General features: G+C 70.3%; 21 protein-coding genes and 1 pseudogene. 13 read left to right on the top strand and 9 right to left on the bottom strand.

What is annotated here, in order from left to right; translation table 11 throughout:
* Positions 1-38: 38 nt before the first annotated feature.
* From AB0B45_RS04340 to AB0B45_RS04320, 5 genes are all read left to right on the top strand, one after another.
* A complete protein-coding gene (locus AB0B45_RS04340; RefSeq protein WP_358125079.1) occupies positions 39-569 on the top strand; it encodes a helix-turn-helix domain-containing protein in 531 nt (176 codons plus the stop codon).
* A 69-nt stretch (positions 570-638) separates the two neighbouring features.
* Positions 639-1,463: an ABC transporter ATP-binding protein gene (locus AB0B45_RS04335; RefSeq protein ID WP_358125075.1), complete on the top strand. Its 825-nt coding sequence runs from the start codon at positions 639-641 to the stop codon at positions 1,461-1,463.
* Positions 1,460-2,230, top strand: a complete 771-nt coding sequence (locus AB0B45_RS04330; RefSeq protein WP_358125073.1) for an ABC transporter permease — start codon at positions 1,460-1,462, stop codon at positions 2,228-2,230. Before AB0B45_RS04335 ends, AB0B45_RS04330 begins: the two co-directional genes overlap by 4 nt.
* Before the next feature lie 42 nt (positions 2,231-2,272).
* Positions 2,273-2,467: a helix-turn-helix transcriptional regulator gene (locus AB0B45_RS04325; RefSeq protein WP_203946469.1), complete on the top strand. Its 195-nt coding sequence runs from the start codon at positions 2,273-2,275 to the stop codon at positions 2,465-2,467.
* The gene (locus AB0B45_RS04320; RefSeq protein WP_358125070.1) at positions 2,464-2,991 is read left to right on the top strand and encodes a hypothetical protein; all 528 of its coding nucleotides are present in this window, start codon (positions 2,464-2,466) and stop codon (positions 2,989-2,991) included. Before AB0B45_RS04325 ends, AB0B45_RS04320 begins: the two co-directional genes overlap by 4 nt.
* 21 nt (positions 2,992-3,012) lie before the next feature.
* Here the strand turns inward: AB0B45_RS04320 and AB0B45_RS04315 are convergent, their stop codons facing one another.
* Positions 3,013-3,465 carry an effector binding domain-containing protein gene (locus AB0B45_RS04315; RefSeq protein WP_358125067.1) on the bottom strand — a complete coding sequence of 151 codons (453 nt, stop codon included), beginning with the start codon at positions 3,463-3,465 and terminating at the stop codon, positions 3,013-3,015.
* Positions 3,466-3,600: 135 nt separating this feature from the next.
* Between AB0B45_RS04315 and AB0B45_RS04310 the strand changes: the two genes are divergently transcribed.
* Positions 3,601-5,040, top strand: coding sequence for a GuaB1 family IMP dehydrogenase-related protein (locus AB0B45_RS04310; RefSeq protein WP_358125065.1), 1,440 nt, complete (start codon positions 3,601-3,603; stop codon positions 5,038-5,040).
* Here AB0B45_RS04310 and AB0B45_RS04305 read toward each other — a convergent pair.
* Positions 5,004-5,543, bottom strand: coding sequence for an SDR family oxidoreductase (locus AB0B45_RS04305; protein WP_358125062.1), 540 nt, complete (start codon positions 5,541-5,543; stop codon positions 5,004-5,006). The genes AB0B45_RS04310 and AB0B45_RS04305 overlap by 37 nt on opposite strands.
* A gap of 142 nt (positions 5,544-5,685) precedes the next feature.
* Between AB0B45_RS04305 and AB0B45_RS04300 the strand changes: the two genes are divergently transcribed.
* The 3 genes from AB0B45_RS04300 to AB0B45_RS04290 all read left to right on the top strand — a co-directional run bounded on the left by AB0B45_RS04300 (position 5,686) and on the right by AB0B45_RS04290 (position 8,609).
* Positions 5,686-6,060, top strand: coding sequence for an FKBP-type peptidyl-prolyl cis-trans isomerase (locus AB0B45_RS04300; RefSeq protein WP_358125060.1), 375 nt, complete (start codon positions 5,686-5,688; stop codon positions 6,058-6,060).
* A 220-nt stretch (positions 6,061-6,280) separates the two neighbouring features.
* Entirely contained in the window at positions 6,281-7,807 is a 1,527-nt protein-coding gene (locus AB0B45_RS04295) for an ATP-dependent DNA ligase (protein WP_358125057.1), read from the top strand.
* 199 nt (positions 7,808-8,006) lie between these two features.
* On the top strand, positions 8,007-8,609 hold the full coding sequence (locus AB0B45_RS04290; protein ID WP_358125054.1) for a hypothetical protein: 603 nt from the start codon (positions 8,007-8,009) through the stop codon (positions 8,607-8,609).
* Here the strand turns inward: AB0B45_RS04290 and AB0B45_RS04285 are convergent.
* Positions 8,600-8,743 (bottom strand): annotated as a pseudogene (locus tag AB0B45_RS04285) (IS481 family transposase); the annotation flags it as partial. The gene AB0B45_RS04290 and the pseudogene AB0B45_RS04285 overlap by 10 nt on opposite strands.
* Positions 8,744-9,559: 816 nt before the next feature.
* Positions 9,560-10,090 carry a hypothetical protein gene (locus AB0B45_RS04280; RefSeq protein ID WP_358125051.1) on the bottom strand — a complete coding sequence of 177 codons (531 nt, stop codon included), beginning with the start codon at positions 10,088-10,090 and terminating at the stop codon, positions 9,560-9,562.
* Between AB0B45_RS04280 and AB0B45_RS04275 the strand changes: the two genes are divergently transcribed.
* Positions 10,080-10,370 carry a septal ring lytic transglycosylase RlpA family protein gene (locus AB0B45_RS04275; RefSeq protein WP_358125048.1) on the top strand — a complete coding sequence of 97 codons (291 nt, stop codon included), beginning with the start codon at positions 10,080-10,082 and terminating at the stop codon, positions 10,368-10,370. The two genes, AB0B45_RS04280 and AB0B45_RS04275, sit on opposite strands and share 11 nt — an antisense overlap.
* 275 nt (positions 10,371-10,645) lie before the next feature.
* On the opposite strand, the gene AB0B45_RS04270 is transcribed toward AB0B45_RS04275, so the two are convergent.
* A complete protein-coding gene (locus tag AB0B45_RS04270) occupies positions 10,646-11,206 on the bottom strand; it encodes a DUF1707 and DUF4870 domain-containing protein (protein WP_358125045.1) in 561 nt (186 codons plus the stop codon).
* A gap of 196 nt (positions 11,207-11,402) precedes the next feature.
* Here AB0B45_RS04270 and AB0B45_RS04265 point away from each other — a divergent pair, with 196 nt between their 5' ends.
* The gene (locus tag AB0B45_RS04265) at positions 11,403-11,744 is read left to right on the top strand and encodes a hypothetical protein (protein ID WP_358125042.1); all 342 of its coding nucleotides are present in this window, start codon (positions 11,403-11,405) and stop codon (positions 11,742-11,744) included.
* Positions 11,745-12,376: 632 nt separating this feature from the next.
* On the opposite strand, the gene AB0B45_RS04260 is transcribed toward AB0B45_RS04265, so the two are convergent.
* From AB0B45_RS04260 to AB0B45_RS04245, 4 genes are all read right to left on the bottom strand, one after another.
* Positions 12,377-13,228: a CU044_5270 family protein gene (locus AB0B45_RS04260; protein WP_358125039.1), complete on the bottom strand. Its 852-nt coding sequence runs from the start codon at positions 13,226-13,228 to the stop codon at positions 12,377-12,379.
* Positions 13,221-13,769: an RNA polymerase sigma factor gene (locus tag AB0B45_RS04255; protein ID WP_358125036.1), complete on the bottom strand. Its 549-nt coding sequence runs from the start codon at positions 13,767-13,769 to the stop codon at positions 13,221-13,223. The genes AB0B45_RS04260 and AB0B45_RS04255 overlap by 8 nt, the downstream gene beginning before the upstream one ends.
* Positions 13,770-13,789: 20 nt before the next feature.
* On the bottom strand, positions 13,790-14,323 hold the full coding sequence (locus AB0B45_RS04250) for a hypothetical protein (RefSeq protein ID WP_358125033.1): 534 nt from the start codon (positions 14,321-14,323) through the stop codon (positions 13,790-13,792).
* 513 nt (positions 14,324-14,836) lie between these two features.
* Positions 14,837-15,409 (bottom strand): TetR family transcriptional regulator, encoded by a 573-nt coding sequence (locus tag AB0B45_RS04245; protein ID WP_358125030.1) that lies wholly within the window; start codon positions 15,407-15,409, stop codon positions 14,837-14,839.
* Positions 15,410-15,481: 72 nt separating this feature from the next.
* On the opposite strand from AB0B45_RS04245, the gene AB0B45_RS04240 reads away from it, so the two are divergent.
* Positions 15,482-16,054 (top strand): dihydrofolate reductase family protein, encoded by a 573-nt coding sequence (locus AB0B45_RS04240; RefSeq protein WP_358125027.1) that lies wholly within the window; start codon positions 15,482-15,484, stop codon positions 16,052-16,054.
* A 17-nt stretch (positions 16,055-16,071) separates the two neighbouring features.
* The gene (locus AB0B45_RS04235) at positions 16,072-16,230 is read left to right on the top strand and encodes a hypothetical protein (protein ID WP_183654975.1); all 159 of its coding nucleotides are present in this window, start codon (positions 16,072-16,074) and stop codon (positions 16,228-16,230) included.
* Positions 16,231-16,233 lie beyond the last annotated feature (3 nt).

The following is a 16,233-nucleotide window of genomic DNA, read 5'->3' as shown; positions in this document are numbered from 1 at the left end:
GCATACGTCTTTACCGATCGATAAGTAAGCTGAGTCGCGTGGCACGAGGAAACACCAGAGAACGCATTCAGCAGGTGGCCCGCGAGCTGTTCATCACGCAGGGCGTGCAGCGGACCAGCCTCCAGGAGATCGCCGACCGGCTGGGGATCACCAAGCCGGCGCTCTACTACCACTTCGCCTCACGCGAGGAGCTGGTGCGCAGCATCATCGTGCCGCTGATCGAGGACGGCAGGGCCTTCCTCGAGGAGGCGACAGCCCACCGGGAGATGGAGCCAAGGGCGCTGCTGGAGGGCTACTTCGACTTCCACTACCGCCATCGCGACATCATGATGCTCGCGGTGCGGGAGATGACGACGCTGAACGACCTCGGCCTGCTGGAGACCGTGACCGGGTGGCGGGAGCGACTCGGCGTGATGCTCGTCGGCGCCGACGCGCCCCTGGCCGCACAGGTGGGGGCGGTGGTGGCCCTGGGCGGGCTCGCCGACTGCACCTGGGCCTTCGCCGACCTCCCCGCCGAGGTCGTGCGCCCGCCCGCCGTCGACTCCGCCATGGCGGCCCTCGGCCTCTAGAGCCTTCCATCCGGCCAGCGCCGTCATAGAACTTGTCTCGAATGTAGTAGATGTACTACATTCGAGAGCATGGATACTGTGGTGAACGTCCGCGGGCTGCGGATGTCGTACGGCAAGCGCGAGGTCCTGCGCGGCGTCGACCTGGATGTACGGCGCGGCGAGACCATGGCGCTCCTCGGACCCAACGGCGCGGGCAAGACGACCACGATCGAGATCCTCGAGGGCTTCAGGCACCGCACGGGCGGCGAGGTCCAGGTGCTCGGCGAGGACCCCGCCAGGGGCGACGACGCCTGGAGGTCCAAGCTGGGCGTGGTGCTGCAGGACTGGCGTGACCACCCGCGCTGGCGGGTCGCCACGCTGATCGACCACGTCGCCGCGCACTACCAGGACCCCTGGGACACCGGCGAGCTGCTGCGGGCGCTCGGCCTGGCCAGGCAGGCCTCCGGCAAGGTCGGCCGGCTGTCCGGCGGCCAGCGGCGCAGGCTCGACGTGGCGCTCGGCATCGTCGGCAGGCCCGAGCTGCTCTTCCTCGACGAGCCGACCACGGGCTTCGACCCGGAGGCGCGCAGGGAGTTCCACGACCTGATCGAGAGCCTCGACACGACGATCGTCCTCACCACGCACGACCTGGTGGAGGCCGAGAAGCTGGCCGACCGCATCGCCGTCCTGGTCGAAGGGCGGATCGCGGTGTTCGGCACGCCCGCCGAGCTGGCCGACGCCGTGCAGGCGCCCTCGCTGGTGCGCTGGAGGGACGGGGCCGAGCAGACGGGCGAGCCCTCCGAGCTGGCGTGGCGGCTGCACCAGCAGTACGGCGGGCCCGTCCCCGGCCTGGAGATCAGGCGGCCGACCCTCGAAGAGAGCTACCTCAACCTGGTGGAAAGGAGCGCGGCGTGAACACGTTGACGCTGGGAGTGAAGCGCGGCCTCATCGAGCAGGGCTCGATCATGCGGGACGGCAAGGAGCTCAGCGGCCAGCTCGCCGGCCTGGTGATGTTCGTCCTGCTGATGTTGTGGATCGGCGACAACCCGGCGGGCGGCGGGGTCGGGATGACCGCCTTCATGACGGTGGGCTTCATGGCCTTCACCGTGTTCTCCGCGGGCGTGATGTCGCTGCCGATGCTGATCGCCGCCGACAGGGAGGAGGGCGCGCTGCTGCGGCTGCGCGCGCTTCCGAAAGGCCTGCCCGTCTACGTCACCGGCAGGGCGGTCTCGCTGCTGGTGAACATCATCGCGAACTCGGCGATCATGATGGTCCTCGGCGCCACGCTCGGCGGGCTCGGCGCGCCCTCCAACTGGCTGACGCTGCTGTGGGTGGTCGGGCTCGGCGCGCTCGCGGTGGTTCCGCTCGGCACGGCGATCGGCGCCATGCTGCCGACCGCGAAGGCCGCGGCGGCGGTCATCGGACTGCCGACGATGCTCCTGATGATCATGTCGGGGGTGATGATCCCGCTGCGGATGATGCCCGAGGCGGTGCAGTGGATCGCGCAGGCCTTCCCGCTCTACTGGCAGGCCCACGCGTTGCGGGCGGCGTTCTTCGACTCGGCGGCGGGCGAGCTGCACGGCGTGTGGGAGCTCGGCACCGCGGCGATGGTGATGGGGGCTTGGGCGGTGGCCGGTATGGTGCTGGCACCGTGGCTGTTGCGCAGGGTCACTCGCAAGTGAGGATTCTCGGTGTCGAACGAGGTCGTCTACAACAGGATCCCGATGCTCAGGGCCGAGCGCGGGATCTCCCGTAAGGACCTGGCCGCGGCGCTGGGTGTGCACTACCAGACGGTTGGCTACCTGGAACGGGGCGAGTACAGCCCCTCGCTGTTCCTCGCATTGAAGATCGCCGAATATTTCGAGGTGCCGGTGGAGGTCGTCTTCTCGCTCCATCCGTTCGCCAGGCTGGGGTCGTGATGGGAACGTGGGAGAAGCGGCGCGACCGCCTGGAGAACATGCCGGCCAACCGGCTGTGGGCGACCAGGCCGGCCCGTCGCCGCCTGGTCGCGGTCGCCGCGGCGGCGCTGGTGGTGCTGTGGGCCGGGCTGGTGGTCATCGCCCGCTACGCGCCGAGCGACCTGGCCCGCAACGTCTACCTGTCGATGTTCGGGATCAGCCTGCTGGTCGGTCTTCCCGTGGTCGGCTGGCTCCACGCGGCCACCAAGGGCGTCCTGTACCTGCCCGAGCGCTTCCTCGACGAGCGGCAACTGCACGATCGGCGCAGGGCCTTCACCTCCGCCCACCGCGCGACCAGCGTGGTGCTCGGCTCGCTGTTCGTGCTGGCCAACCTCTGGAGCTACAAGGACGGCCAGCTCACCCTCACCGTGCCGGTGGCCCTGCTGGCGCCGCTGGCGCTGACGCTGTTCGTGACGCACTACACGATCCCGCTGCTTACCGCGGCCTGGCGGGTGGCCGACCCGCCCGACGATGACGACGAGTGATCCCGCCGTCCCGGCCGGGGCTCACACCGCGACGTAGAGATCGGCTCCCGCCGGGTGGTGCACCTCCAGATCGGTGGTGAACGACCTGGCGGGCGTGCCGCCCGACTCGGTGTGCTTCCACACCTGCTGCCAGGCGTCGATGATGGCCTGCGGCATCTGCCCCCTGGCCGCCACCTTCAGCGCCCGGCCCGCGGGCACCCGTACCGCGACCATGCCCTCGGGCAGCCGTGGAACGGTCCGCACGCCGACCCCGACGATCTGCGTGTAGGCGCCGTGGTGGTCGCTCTCGTAGTCGGTCAACACCGCGTAAAGGTTTTCGTCGAGGCGGCCCGGCACGTGCGCGAACGCCCCCGGCGCCCCCGCCCGCTGCCACAGCCCCGGCAGCCTCGCCCTCGACGGGTCCATCTCATCGGCGTTCGTGGTCCGTACGGCATGGCCGACGACCACCACCTCCGACCGCTCAACGATGTCCACCGCGTCCTCCGTCCCCCAGATCCGTCCCGCAGATCATATGGCCATCGAAAGCGGGAAAGACCCTTGGTGACCAGTCAGCGCATGCCTTGTCCACCTGCGCGGCATGTCCCATTTTCGCAAGTAGGATGGACGAACGTGAAGTTTCTCAACGGACTCGAGCCGTCATACGACCTGACCTACAGCGACGTGTTCATGGTCCCGTCCCGCTCCTCGATCGGCTCCAGGCTCGCGGTCGACCTGTCCACCAACGACGGCACGGGTACGACTCTTCCGCTCGTGGTCGCCAACATGACCGCGGTCGCGGGCCGTCGCATGGCCGAGACCATCGCCCGCAGGGGCGGCGTCGCCGTCATCCCGCAGGACATCCCGATCGACGTGGTCGCCGACGTCGTCGACTGGGTGAAGAGGCGTGACCTGGTGCACGACACGCCGCTCACGCTGACCCCGCACGACACCGTCGGCGAGGCGCTGGCGCTGCTGCCGAAGCGGGCGCACGGCGCGGTCATCGTCGTCGACTGGGACAACCGCCCCGTCGGCGTGGTCACCGAGGCCGACTGCCACGGCGTCGACATGTTCACCCAGCTCTCGCAGGTGATGTCGGCCCACCTGCTCACGCTGCCCGTGGGACTGGACCCGCGCGAGGCCTTCGACATGCTGCACGAGGGCCGCCACCGCCTGGCGCCCATCGTCGACGGGGAGGGCCGCCTCGTCGGCATCCTGACCCGCACAGGCGCGCTGCGCGCCACCCTCTACCAGCCCGCGCTCGACTCCCAGGGCAGACTGCGCGTCGCGGCCGCCGTCGGCGTCAACGGCGACGTGGCCGCCAAGGCCAAGGAACTGCTCGACGCCGGCATCGACTGCCTCGTCGTCGACACCGCGCACGGGCACCAGGAGAAGATGATCTCCGCGCTGCGCGCCGTCAGGGCGCTCGGCCCCGCCGTGCCCGTCGCCGCAGGCAACGTCGTGACCGCCGAGGGCGTCCGCGACCTGGTCGACGCCGGCGCCGACATCGTCAAGGTGGGCGTCGGCCCCGGCGCGATGTGCACGACCAGGATGATGACGGGCGTGGGCAGGCCGCAGTTCTCCGCCGTCCTCGAATGCTCGGCCGAGGCCCGCCGCCTCGGGCGCCACGTGTGGGCAGACGGAGGCGTACGGCACCCGCGGGACGTCGCTCTCGCCCTGGCCGCGGGCGCGGCCAACGTCATGATCGGCTCGTGGTTCGCCGGCACCTACGAGTCGCCGGGCGACGCCCGCACCGACGCCGACGGCCGCAAGTACAAGGAGAACTTCGGGATGGCCTCGGCGCGTGCCGTACGGCTGCGCACCGCCGAGGACAGCCCGTTCGAGCGGGCCCGCAAGGCACTGTTCGAGGAGGGCATCTCCACCTCCCGCATGTACCTCGACCCGCAGCGGCCCAGCGTCGAGGACCAGATCGACGCGATCGTGGCCGGCCTGCGCTCCTCGTGCACCTACGCGGGCGCGACGACGCTGGAGGAGTTCCACGAGCGGGCCGTGGTCGGCATCCAGAGCTCGTCCGGCTACACCGAGGGCATGCCGCTGCACCAGAGCTGGTAGGCGGCGGCCTCCGTGACGGCGCCGACATCGACGCCGCGCGGGGCCAGCTCCACCGCCAGCGCCTCGCACAGGCTCTCGACAGCGGCCTTCATCGCGGCGTCGAGAGCGTGGCGGGCCTCCTCCGGCACGAGGACGACGATCGACGAGCCGCCGCCCATCAGCGGCAGCAGCCGCCTGATCAACGCGGTGACCCTGGTGAAGTTCTCCTCCACGACAGCGCGCTCGGCCCTGGCCATCACCGACTCGAACGGCGCCTTCGTCGCGCCCGTCGCGGCGGCGACCAGGAGGTCGATCCTGCCGTAGCGCTCCTCGACGGCCGTCGCGAGCACGTTGAGCGCCATCGGGTCGGCCAGGTCGAGCGTCAGGGCCAGATCGGCGGCCGCCCGCTCCCCCGGCGCGGGACCGCAGACGACGAGGGTCGCGCCCATCCCCGCGAGCGTCTCCGCGACGCCACCCGCCGCGCCGGTGATCACAGCGACTCGTCCGCTCAGCGAGGTGGCCATGCGATCAGTTCACCACGGAACCGACGGGGCTGACCACGATCCGCCCGCACTCCGGGGCCGCGTCCTCAGGCCGCGTCCTCAGGCCGCTCGGCGGGCTGCCATAGAGTCTGTGCGTCAGAAGACATCCACCAAGGAGAACATCGTGGCACTCGAGAAGCCGGAGATCGACTTCCCGGAGGGCAACCCGCCCTCTGACCTGGAGATCGTCGACATCGTTGAGGGGGACGGCCCCGAGGCCAAGTCTGGACAGAGCGTCCAGGTGCACTACGTCGGCGTCTCCTTCTCCTCGGGCGAGGAGTTCGACTCGTCCTGGAACCGCGGCACGCCGTTCGAGTTCCCGCTGGGCGGTGGCCGTGTCATCGCCGGCTGGGACCAGGGAGTGGCGGGGATGAAGGTCGGGGGACGGCGCAAGCTCGTCATCCCGCCGCACCTCGGCTACGGCAACCGTGGCGCCGGCCGGGCCATCAAGCCGGGCGAGACGCTCATCTTCGTCGTCGACCTGCTCGGCGTGCGCTGACCCTCGCGCGAAGTGGGGTACGGCCCGCCGTACCCCACACCGCCGCCCCCGACCGGCCCGCCTGAAGATCCCAGCCCGCCCCAGGGCGGGGCCGCACCCGCCCACCCTCGGCGCCGCCCCACGATCCCGAAGAACCCCGGCCACGCGCCGGCGGGCAGGGCCGCCCTCCCAGGAAGGTCCGGCGCGACTTTTGTCGGGTCCGTAGGGCAACATAAGCGGTGTGCTGCTGATCGACGTCGTCCGTGTCTCCGAGGCCGTGGCCAGGACCTCCGCCCGGCTGGGCAAGATCGGCCATCTGGCCGAGCTGCTGGGTCGCGTCGGCGCCGACGAGGCGGAGATCGCGATCGCCTACCTGTCCGGCGAGCTCCCCCAGCGCCAGATCGGCGTCGGCTGGCGCACTCTGCAGGACCCGCCCCCGCCCAAACTCGTCGCCACCGCGACCCTCACCGACGTCGACGCCCTCCTCACCCGCATCAAGGCCGTCTCGGGCCCCGGCTCGCAGGCCGCCCGCAAGGCCATGGTCGAGGAGCTGTTCACCGCCGTCACCAGCCAGGAGCAGTCCTTCCTGCTGCGCCTGCTCTCCGGCGAACTACGGCAGGGCGCCCTCGACGGCGTGATGATCGAGGCCGTCGCCAAGGCCTCCGGCGCGGCCTCGGCCGACGTACGGCGAGCGCTCACGCTGCGCGGCTGGCTCCCCGCGGTCGGCGCGGCCGCGCTGTCGGGCGGCATCGAGGCGTTGCGTGCCTTCAAGCTGGAGGTGGGCCGCCCCGTCGCCCCCATGCTCGCCGGCAGCGCGCCCAGCGTCGCCGCCGTGCTCGAGAAGATCGGCGGCGAAGCGGCGCTGGAGTGGAAGCTCGACGGCATCCGCGTCCAGGCCCACCGTTCGGGCGACGACGTCAGGGTCTTCACCCGCACCCTCGACGACATCACCGACCAGGTGCCCGAGCTGGTCGAGGCGGTGCTCGCGCTGCCCTCGTCCGATCTGGTGCTCGACGGCGAGGTCATCGCACTGCGTCCCGACGGCCGCCCACAGCCGTTCCAGCTGACGGCGAGCAGGGTCAGCAGCAAGACCGACGTGCCCAGGTTGCGCGAGGAGACCCCGCTCAGCGTCTTCTTCTTCGACGCCCTCAGGATCGACGGCGCCGACCTGCTCGACCTGCCGTACGGCGAGCGCCAGGAGCGGCTCGCCGCCACCGTTCCCCCCGCACTGCTCACCCCCCGCCTGGTCACCCACGACCTGCCCTCCGCCGAGTCCTTCTTCACCGAGGTCGTACGGCGGGGCCACGAGGGCCTGGTCGCCAAGTCCCTCACCTCCCCCTACGCGGCAGGGCGGCGCGGGGCGGGCTGGATCAAGGTCAAGCCCCGCCACACGCTCGACCTGGTCGTGCTGGCCGCCGAATGGGGCCACGGGCGACGCGAGGGCAAGCTGTCCAACCTCCACCTGGGCGCGCGCGACCCTGACAGCGGGGCGTTCGTCATGCTGGGCAAGACGTTCAAGGGGCTGACCGACGAACTGCTGGCCTGGCAGACCGAGCGCTTCCTGGAGATCGCCGACGGCCCCACCGACGGCTGGACGGTCGCGCTCAAGCCCGAGCTGGTGGTGGAGATCGCCTTTGACGGCGTTCAGCGTTCGCCGCGCTATCCGGGCGGGATGGCGCTCCGGTTCGCACGAGTGCTGCGGTACCGGCCGGACAAGCGGGCCGAGGAAGCCGACACGGTGGAGACCGTACGCTCACTGATGTTGTAACCCGCCCGCTCCGACTGCCTCGCAGGTCCCGATCATCGAAGCACGTCTCGACCTGGGCGACCTGCTGGCCGGGCGAGAGGAAGAGGACGACCGGGCCCGCGCCGCCCTGGAGCTGTGCGTCCGACTGTTCTCGGCCGGACTGCATGAGGACGCGCGCGCCGCGTACTGCCTGGCGGTCCTCCACGGAGACGCCTCCATCATGGCCGAGGCGCGCCGCCGCGCGAATATGGAGAGCCCCGCCGAGCACGGCCGCCGGCTCGCCGCTGCGGGCGACCTCTCCCGAGCGGCGGCCGAGCTTCGCACCGCGTATGACGACGGCTCGGCCTGCGTCGCCTCGTTCGGCCTGGCGTTGTATGAGGGCGACTTCGCCCGCGCCGAGCAGATCCTGAAGGGCCTCGGCGGCGACCTGGTAACCTCCTGGGCCAGTGAGGTGGCGATCGATCTGGCCTTCCTGCACGCCCGCACCGGCGACACCGAAACCGTCGAAAGACTGCTGGGCCTGCTGGCGACCACCGGCCTGTCCGCCTGGCTCCTGGCGTACGCGCTGGAGAACGGCTCGGCCCACCCGCCGGAGCTCGCCATGGAGATCGGCACCCGCATCCTCGAACCGCTCGTCAACCCTGCCTGGGACGGCGACGTAGAGGCGATCGTCGAAGCCGCCCGACACCGCCTGCCAGAGCTGGCCGCGCTCGCCTGCCGCCTCCAGCTCGAATGCGAGAACCGATTCGGCCAGCGCGAGGGGTGGGCGCGCTGGTCCGCACGACTGGCAGAAATCGACGGCAGTGCCCGCCAGACGTATTGACCCGCAGGGTTGTTGGCACGGCTGATCGGAGGACGGCCTCCGAGTGCGGTGTGGCAGCGATGGTGGTCGCAGGCGTGCAGGAAGTCTTGCGGAGCTGCCGTGCGTTCGTCGTTGCTGGTGGAGGGACGCTGGTAGACGGGCGAGATCGTTGCTCACGCGGGCAACCGTGCCCGGCATCGAGGGCACGCACATGAGTAGGCCGAACTCGCCCTACATCGAGGACCGAAGGGTCGAGACCGTCTGCTTCCGTCGCGGCCTCGACGCCGAAGTGATCCCGTGTCCCGACCGGCCCCCTACTGCAAGCCCCTGGCCGAAGTGCTTGCACCGCGCGCTGAAGGCTTCACGATCGCCATGCGGTGGCTGCTCGATGCACCCACAGGGCTGGGGATGATCGACGCGCCGATGCCTCAACCCGGTTCTCCCACCAGCCGCCGCGACAACCTGCAGCCACCGGGCAAACCGCCGGCCTCCGGACGACCGACGGCCTGAGATAGCCCCCGGGCTCCCCACGGCCTGGGACAACACCCGCTCTCCCGACGTCCCATGGTCTGAGATGGCCCCCAGTCTTCCGATGACCCACGGGCTCCGATCCATGAGGTTCTTTACCCCGCCATTGCATCTTGAGCCAGGGTTTCGCTCGCTTCGGGATCCGCCGCCTACCCAGGCCTGATGTCCGACGCCCACTGGTTCTCTGCGTCGTGCGGTTCTCGACAAAACCCAAGATCAAGGGCGTAGTGTCGATCCTCGGCAACCCCTTCATGACCAAAGTGGGATATATCACGGGACGTCCCATTAAGTTGCCTTTACGCGCCCTTTGTCACGTATGTTCGGGCGCATTGCGAAGCGCTCTTCGCCTCGCTTAGGGATCAGGCCGACGCGCGTCCCCATCCCCCTCCCCGTCTGGCCCGTCCCTGTCCTGTCTCCTATCTAGGACCGTGGTTTCCCTTGGGTCAGCATTCGACCAAGCCGTCCGGCAAGAACCCGCTGGGCCGTCTCACCGCCCCCGGCAGGCGTCGTTGGACCACCGTCGCGGCAGGCGCCGCCGTACTGGCCGCCGCGTCCACCACCGCATGGGCCGCCGTCGCGAACGGCGACTCCCCCCAGACCGCCGCCGTAGGCCTCTCCGCGGCCGTCGCCCCCGGAGCCTCCCCCACCGGCACCCCGTCGCTCTCGCCGTCCGCCGCCTCGGCCCGGACCACCTCGGCGTCACCTTCCGCGTCGACCCCCGCCGTCACCCCCACCTCGGCTTCCCCCTCCGCGCCGGTCGCCTCCTCGGCTTCGGCTTCCGGAAAGGAGTCGACCACGACCGCCGACCGCGGGTCGTCTTCGAACGCGGACCGCGCGTCGACCTCCACCTCCGCCTCAGACCGCCGATCGTCCGCGAAGCGCGAGAAGAGCGCGACATCCAGGCGCGCCACCTCGGCCGACTCCTCGAAGGTCGCCCAAAGGCCCGCCAAGCAGAAGGCCCGCGTGGTCTCCACGGGCAGGTGCGGCGCGTCGTTCTACGACGAGCCCCAGATGACGGCCAGCGGCGAACGCTTCGACCCGTCGGCCCTGACCGCGGCGCACAAGTCGCTCCCGCTGGGCAGCAAGGTCCGCGTCATCAATCCCTCGAACGGCAAGGCCGTCGTGGTGCGCATCAACGACCGCGGCCCCTACGCCGGCGGACGCTGCCTCGACCTGTCCGAGGCCGCCTTCTCCGCCATCGGGAGCACCGGCTCGGGTGTCATGACCGTCAAGTACCAGGTCCTCGCCGCCTAGCCGCTTCTCCCTGCGGGCACGAACTCGCGGCCGGGTCCCGTCGGACGCCACGCCGCGTCATCCCCCAACGACGGCACCCGGCCGCGTCCCCCCACTCGGCCCGTTCTCTCCCGAAGCCTCCCCCGCGCGGCATCGCCCCCAACCGCACGCGGGTGTGCCCACGTCCGCCCCCACGCGCATCACCCCCACCCAGCGCGTACCTCATCCCGCACCCCCCGGGCACCACCCGGAAGACGCCGCCCCCACCCAGCACGCACGTCTCGGCGGGCGGTGGGTCACTTCACCAGGCGGACCGTCAGCGGGTAGCGGAAGTCGTTCTCGGCCAGCGCCGACACACCGCCGACGATCGCCAGGACGAACGCGGCTACCCAGATCACCGGGACGAGCACGACGCCCACGATCGTGAACGGCAGCAGGACCGTCGCACCCAGCAGGGTCAGGTGGAAGTTCAGCGCCTCGATCGCGTGGTGCCGGATGTACGGCGACGTCTTGCCTCCCGTGAGCAGCAGGATCAGCGGACCGACGATGATCAGGCCCAGCAGTCCCAGCAGGTGGGCCGCTGCGCCACCGACGCGTTCGTTGCTGTCGGCGGGCAGGCCGTGCGGCCGGGGCGCGGGACGGGGAGCGACCTTGGGCGGCGCGGCGATCGAGTGCCAATGGCTCTGCGGGCCGTACAGCTCGGTCATGATGGGCATGAGGTCGCCGTGGGTGCGCGCGGTCATGGCCCTGCCGAGGCGCTCGTCGAACTCGTACTTGTCGAAGCGTCCCTCGGCGTACGCCGCCTTGACGTGTTCGACCACGTGCTCGCGGTCCTGGTTGGTGACGCGCAACTCCATCGGCGGCACCTTTCCGTGCCCCCGGGATGTCGGCGCTGGTGTTTGTGCCGATGCCATGAATGCCATGCCTTTCCTCGACGGGCCATCTGAGGTCATCCTCCTCCACGCCCTCGTTGGGGTACATCGGGAGAAACCCCGATCTCTCCCCGATAACAGCCCCGACGCAGTGGGGCGCGGAACGATATAAAAAGGAGGCATGAGATGGCGAGATCGCTACGGACTGCGGCGCTGGCGCGGGAACAAGGTCGCGAAGTTCGACCGTGAAGCGACCGACGCCGATATCGAGGCGCTCATCGCCTTCGCCAAGTCGCGGCGCGGCGTGGAGTTCTACGTCGAGCCCGAGACCTTTGCCACCGACACGACGGCCGTCGCGATCGCCGACGATGGCGAGTGGACCAGGCGCCGGGTGGGCTCACCTCAGGTGATCCGCAAGGTGGCGCGGGATCTGGCGTTGCCTGTCTACGATGTCCAGCTGACCGGCTACCCGCCGCGTATGCGGGCCTACAATGAGCGCCGCAAGCGCGAGGATCTGGGCTGACGGACCCCGTCAGCTCGGCGGATCTCCGCCACGTGACGTCGGCCGAGCCGTTCCCGTGTTCGTGCGACCGTGCAGCTCACCAGGGATCGTGACCCGCTGACGGGCGCGGGGGGCGCAGGCAGGCGGTGCCGATGGGGTGTGTCCTTTTCCGAAGTCGAGTGCACGGATGTCCTGGGCTTTCGGTGATCTATGCAGAGGACCGTGAAAGCACCGGATGCGCCGCCGTGGTGCGCTGCCACTCATAGATGACCGCGCCGCGCACATGCCGGTAGGGGCCGGTCACCACCAGGGCGCGGGTGGGCTCCAGCGGGACAGGGTGCCCTTGCCGACCCGGTGGAACAGCACGATGGTCCAGTACAGCAGCGCCACACCGGCCGAGGCCAGGATCACGCCCAGCGCCGCGGCCAGGAGCGCGGCCGCGCTTGCATCGCCGGGCGCCCGTCAGCCGGTGGCCTGCAGGAGCGCGGCCAGGCCCTCGGGCAGGGGCATTGGCTGGGTCAGGCCCATGGTGGCGCGGCCAGGTACCCTCGGGATAGCGGCCGAGCGCGGACCCGGGCGCGGCGACGATGATGCGGATCCTCCCCTGGGCCACGACCACCCAGAACCGTCCGCGCCGGCCCGTCCATCGGTTTTCACCGCGGGAGCTCGTCCGTCCACTCGGTGGTCACCGAGATGTACGAGTTGCTCATCGCCGAGCCCCCTTCGGCGGTCAGCAAGATGTTGGCGCGCGCCACCCGGGCGGCCTCGGGATCGACGACCATCCTGATCTCCAGGCTCTCGGAGAGCGGGACCAGCAGTTCCTGCCCGCCCTCGACCGGCCCCGCGTTCTTGACCCCCGGCGTCGCGGCGAGGGCCTCGAACGCCGCCGAGCGGACCTGCGGGGGCGTCGGCAGCTCCGTGATCAGGGTGATCAGCGGGGAGACGAGCTCGCCTTGCCGATCGGCAGGGGTCATGGCGCTGTCATTCCGCGGAAGCCCGGCGATGCGCTCCTTCAGCTCCTCCGGATCCGACGGAAGCCCTTCGAGCTCCTCGAAACCGATCTCGGCGCCCATGAGTGTGAACGGGGCCGAGTCCTCGACGACGGCGCCGGGAGTGGCGTACGGCTCGTTCCTGGACCAGCGGTGGCCGTCGCGGGTGGTCCAGCTCTCCTGCACCTGGGGCGCATCCGGGCCCTGCCACGTACGCGTGATGTGCCAATAGGTCCCCGTGCCCCGCGGGATGTGCTCGGCGCTGGCCGCGGCCATGAGCAGGACGTCCCTGCCCGAGACCGGCGCGGAGGCGGGCGGGGCCACGCTGGTGACGATCACGGCGACGGCCGCTGCGGCGGCGACCGCCATGCCCAGCACCGGCAGGAGCCAGCCGCGGCGCCGTCGGGCGCGGCCCCGCGTCATCCTGTCCTGGAGACGTCCCCTGCTGCGGGTGATCGCCTCGGTGGACGGTTCGGGCTTGGCCAGCAGGGTCGCGACGGCGTTCAGGTCATCCACGGGCGTTCTCCTTGTCAATGAGGGCGAGGATCTTGCTGCGGGCCCGGCTGAGCCGGGAGCCCACGGTGCCGACGGCGATGCCGAGCGCCTGAGCCGCCTCGTCGTAGCTGAGCTGACCCAGGGCCACGAGTAGCAGCACGTCGCGCTCGCCGCCGGACAGGGCGGCGAGCGCCATGGCCAGGTGCGGCTGCATGCGCTCGGCGGTGATGGAGGTGACGACCCGGTCCTCGTGGCCTTCCACGACGGGCTCGGGCCCCAGCTTGGCCAGCGCCTTGTAGTGGCGGGTCTCCTTGCGGCGGTGCCTGGCGATCAGATTGGTGGCGATGCCGAACAGCCAGGGCCGCAGGTCTCCGCGTTCCGGGTCGTACCGGTCGCGCCGGTCGAAGGCCAGCAGGAACGTCTCGGCGGCGAGGTCCTCTGCGATCTGCGCGTCCAGGCGGCCGGCGACGTACAGGTAGATGTCGCGGTAGTAGCGGTCGTGGACGGCGGTGAACAGGTCGGGGTCGCGCCGGTACCGGGCGACGAGCTCAGCGTCGGTCATCTGTTCGCTCACTTCGGCGCTCACGTTCTTTTCTCCGGCATAAGGTCGGCCCTCCGGTCGGCGGTCACGATCACCCATCCTTCGCCGCAGCCGGAATCGTCTTCCCCCGCGCCCGAAAAGGAAATGCTGGGCTCGCTGACCAGCGGAACCCTGGTAACGCCGGATTCCGTTCCGAATCTCTCTGAGTGCCGACGCCGAGCACGCCACCGGCCGTACCGACTTCCCGGCCGACGCCCTGGCGCGGGAAGGCGGCCCGCTGCCCGGCCGGCCATGCGTGGAGATCGGATTGGGCACCGGCCAGCACACCCCCTGCTGGCACGCTCGTTCCCTGGACGCTCGCGCTTGACCTGTCCCGACAGATGCTCCAGCGCGCGCCCGCCTGCCTCTGCGCGCCGGTCGCTGATGATGGCGGCCTGGTCCAGGTCGGCCACCGCGCGGGCACGGGCCAGCTCGTCGATGTCGTAGGCGATCCGGCGCAGCACCCCGGCCACTCGGGCCAGGTCCACCTCGACGTGGTAGGCGTCCTCATCATCGGCCGGGCGCAGGTTCACCACCGGGGGGACCCGTCGCCGGCGAGCCGGTCGACCCATTCGGCGCACTCCAGCACCCAACGCACCTCGTCGACCAGGCGCTCGGCGATGCTGTCGCGGCCGTCCAGCTCCTCATCATCACTACCGGCGGGATCCTCCGGAGCCGGCCACCCCGTCTGACGCGACTGCGCCAGCGCCGCCCACGAGGTGCTGGCACTGCATGGACCGAACCTCGGCCTGCGCGTCCCACCCGATCTCGCCGACGCCGAGTGTCAACGCAAAACCGAACTGGCTGCCGCTCGGAGGGACGGGCTGGTCACCGGCGGGCTCATGCGCTGGGGGCAGGTCCGGAGCCCGTGAGCAGCGTGGAGCGGCTGCCGTCGCCCGGTGGGGCCTGTCGGATGTGCGGCCTGCCCGCAGTGTGCGCGTGGAGGAGGCGTTCACGGGAGCGGATGACCAGGCGGAATAGGAGCGTCCAAAGATCGCTTCCCACGCGAGGAGTGATCGTTTCCCAGTATCGCCGGGTGGCCTTACGCGTCAGGCATTCAGCGCTCTTCGCACGGCGGCGTCCACCAGCTCGTGGATCTCCTGCTCGGTGAAGATGTCGGGAAGTGTCAGCCGCTCCACGATGAGCCAGTTCAGAGCGAGGTAGAGGAGCACCACCGAGGTCGAGTCGCCGGGCAGACCCGAGGCGGCGTGGTGGCCGATGTTGGCGTCGATGTCCTCGCGGATGCGCTTGGTCAGCACGGCGCGCAGCTCGGGGCGCCGAGTGGACTCCAGCCGGAGCTCGAGCAGGGCCAGGTAGCCGGAGTTGAAGGCGGAGACCCGATCCACCAGTTCGTGCATGAGCTCGGCATAGCGGGTTTGGTCCTGCACGCCCTCCCGGCTGCGGGCGATCGTGGCCTCGTCGGGCAGCAACCGCTCATAGATACGCCCGCCGACCTGGGTGAACAGGTCGTCGCGGTTGGCGAAGTAGTTGGAGGCCGTGCCCGGGGGCACGGCCGCCTCCGCATCGACGGCCCGGAAGGTCAGCCCCCGCGCTCCTTCCCTGGCCAGCACCTCGATGGCCGCGTCGATCAGCGCCTGCCGCCGCTCGGGATTCCTCCGCACTTGACACCACTCCGTCTGTAGTACTACGTTTTGACCACTCCAAACAGAGTACTACGTCGGGAGTTGATCGATATGCGAAAGCTTGTCTACTACATCGCCGTCTCGCTCGACGGCTACATCGCGGGCCCCAACGCCGAGTTCGACTTCTACCCCGTGTCGGACCAGATGGCCGCCTGGATCAACGACCGTTACCCCGAGACGCTCCCCACCCACGTCCGCAAGCTTGTCGGCCTCGAGGGCGTGCCCAACAAGGTCTTCGACACGCTGGTGATGGGCCGCGGCACCTACGAGCCGGCCCTGGACGTCCCCACCACCAGCCCGTACTCCCACCTGCGCCAGTACGTCGTCTCCAGCACGCTGACGATCGACGACCCCACGGTGCAGGTGGAGGCCGGCGACCCGATCGAGCTCGTCCGGCGGCTGAAGGCCGAGGACACCGGCATGGACATCTACCTCTGCGGCGGCGGCAGGCTCGCCGCCTCCCTGCTCCCGGAGATCGACGAGATCATCCTCAAGAGCTACCCCGTGGTGGCGGGCGCGGGCATCCCCATGTTCTCCGGACAGTTCAGCCCCACCCTGTTCACCCCCACCCGGCGCGAGTCCTTCGACAACGGCACCCAGGTCACCTGGCTCACCAGGGCCTAGCACCCCAAGGAGGAAGCATGCATATCAAACTCCCCGCCACGATCACCCAGGCCAAGACCGAGCACCAGGCCCGATCGCCACACCGGCACGACCAACCGGCGCGCGACCTCAAGCCCACAGGCCGGACCAACCTCTCCCGCCGCCCGACCGCCGCCCCTCGCCGCAGCGGGTACTGAGCG

The sequence above is a fragment of the Nonomuraea sp. NPDC049152 genome (assembly GCF_040648355.1).
GTDB lineage: Bacteria > Actinomycetota > Actinomycetes > Streptosporangiales > Streptosporangiaceae > Nonomuraea.
This window is presented reverse-complemented; position numbering and strand designations above follow the sequence as displayed.

Coding starts and splice junctions, on each gene's coding strand:
- AB0B45_RS04335 (WP_358125075.1), top strand. CDS start 639: ATGGATACTGTGGTGAACGTCCGCGGGCTGCGGATGTCGTACGGCAAG.
- AB0B45_RS04325 (WP_203946469.1), top strand. CDS start 2,273: ATGCTCAGGGCCGAGCGCGGGATCTCCCGTAAGGACCTGGCCGCGGCG.
- AB0B45_RS04305 (WP_358125062.1), bottom strand. CDS start 5,543: ATGGCCACCTCGCTGAGCGGACGAGTCGCTGTGATCACCGGCGCGGCG.
- AB0B45_RS04290 (WP_358125054.1), top strand. CDS start 8,007: ATGGCCGAGGCGCGCCGCCGCGCGAATATGGAGAGCCCCGCCGAGCAC.
- AB0B45_RS04270 (WP_358125045.1), bottom strand. CDS start 11,206: ATGGAGTTGCGCGTCACCAACCAGGACCGCGAGCACGTGGTCGAACAC.
- AB0B45_RS04265 (WP_358125042.1), top strand. CDS start 11,403: ATGAGATGGCGAGATCGCTACGGACTGCGGCGCTGGCGCGGGAACAAG.
- AB0B45_RS04255 (WP_358125036.1), bottom strand. CDS start 13,769: ATGACCGACGCTGAGCTCGTCGCCCGGTACCGGCGCGACCCCGACCTG.
- AB0B45_RS04240 (WP_358125027.1), top strand. CDS start 15,482: ATGCGAAAGCTTGTCTACTACATCGCCGTCTCGCTCGACGGCTACATC.
- AB0B45_RS04235 (WP_183654975.1), top strand. CDS start 16,072: ATGCATATCAAACTCCCCGCCACGATCACCCAGGCCAAGACCGAGCAC.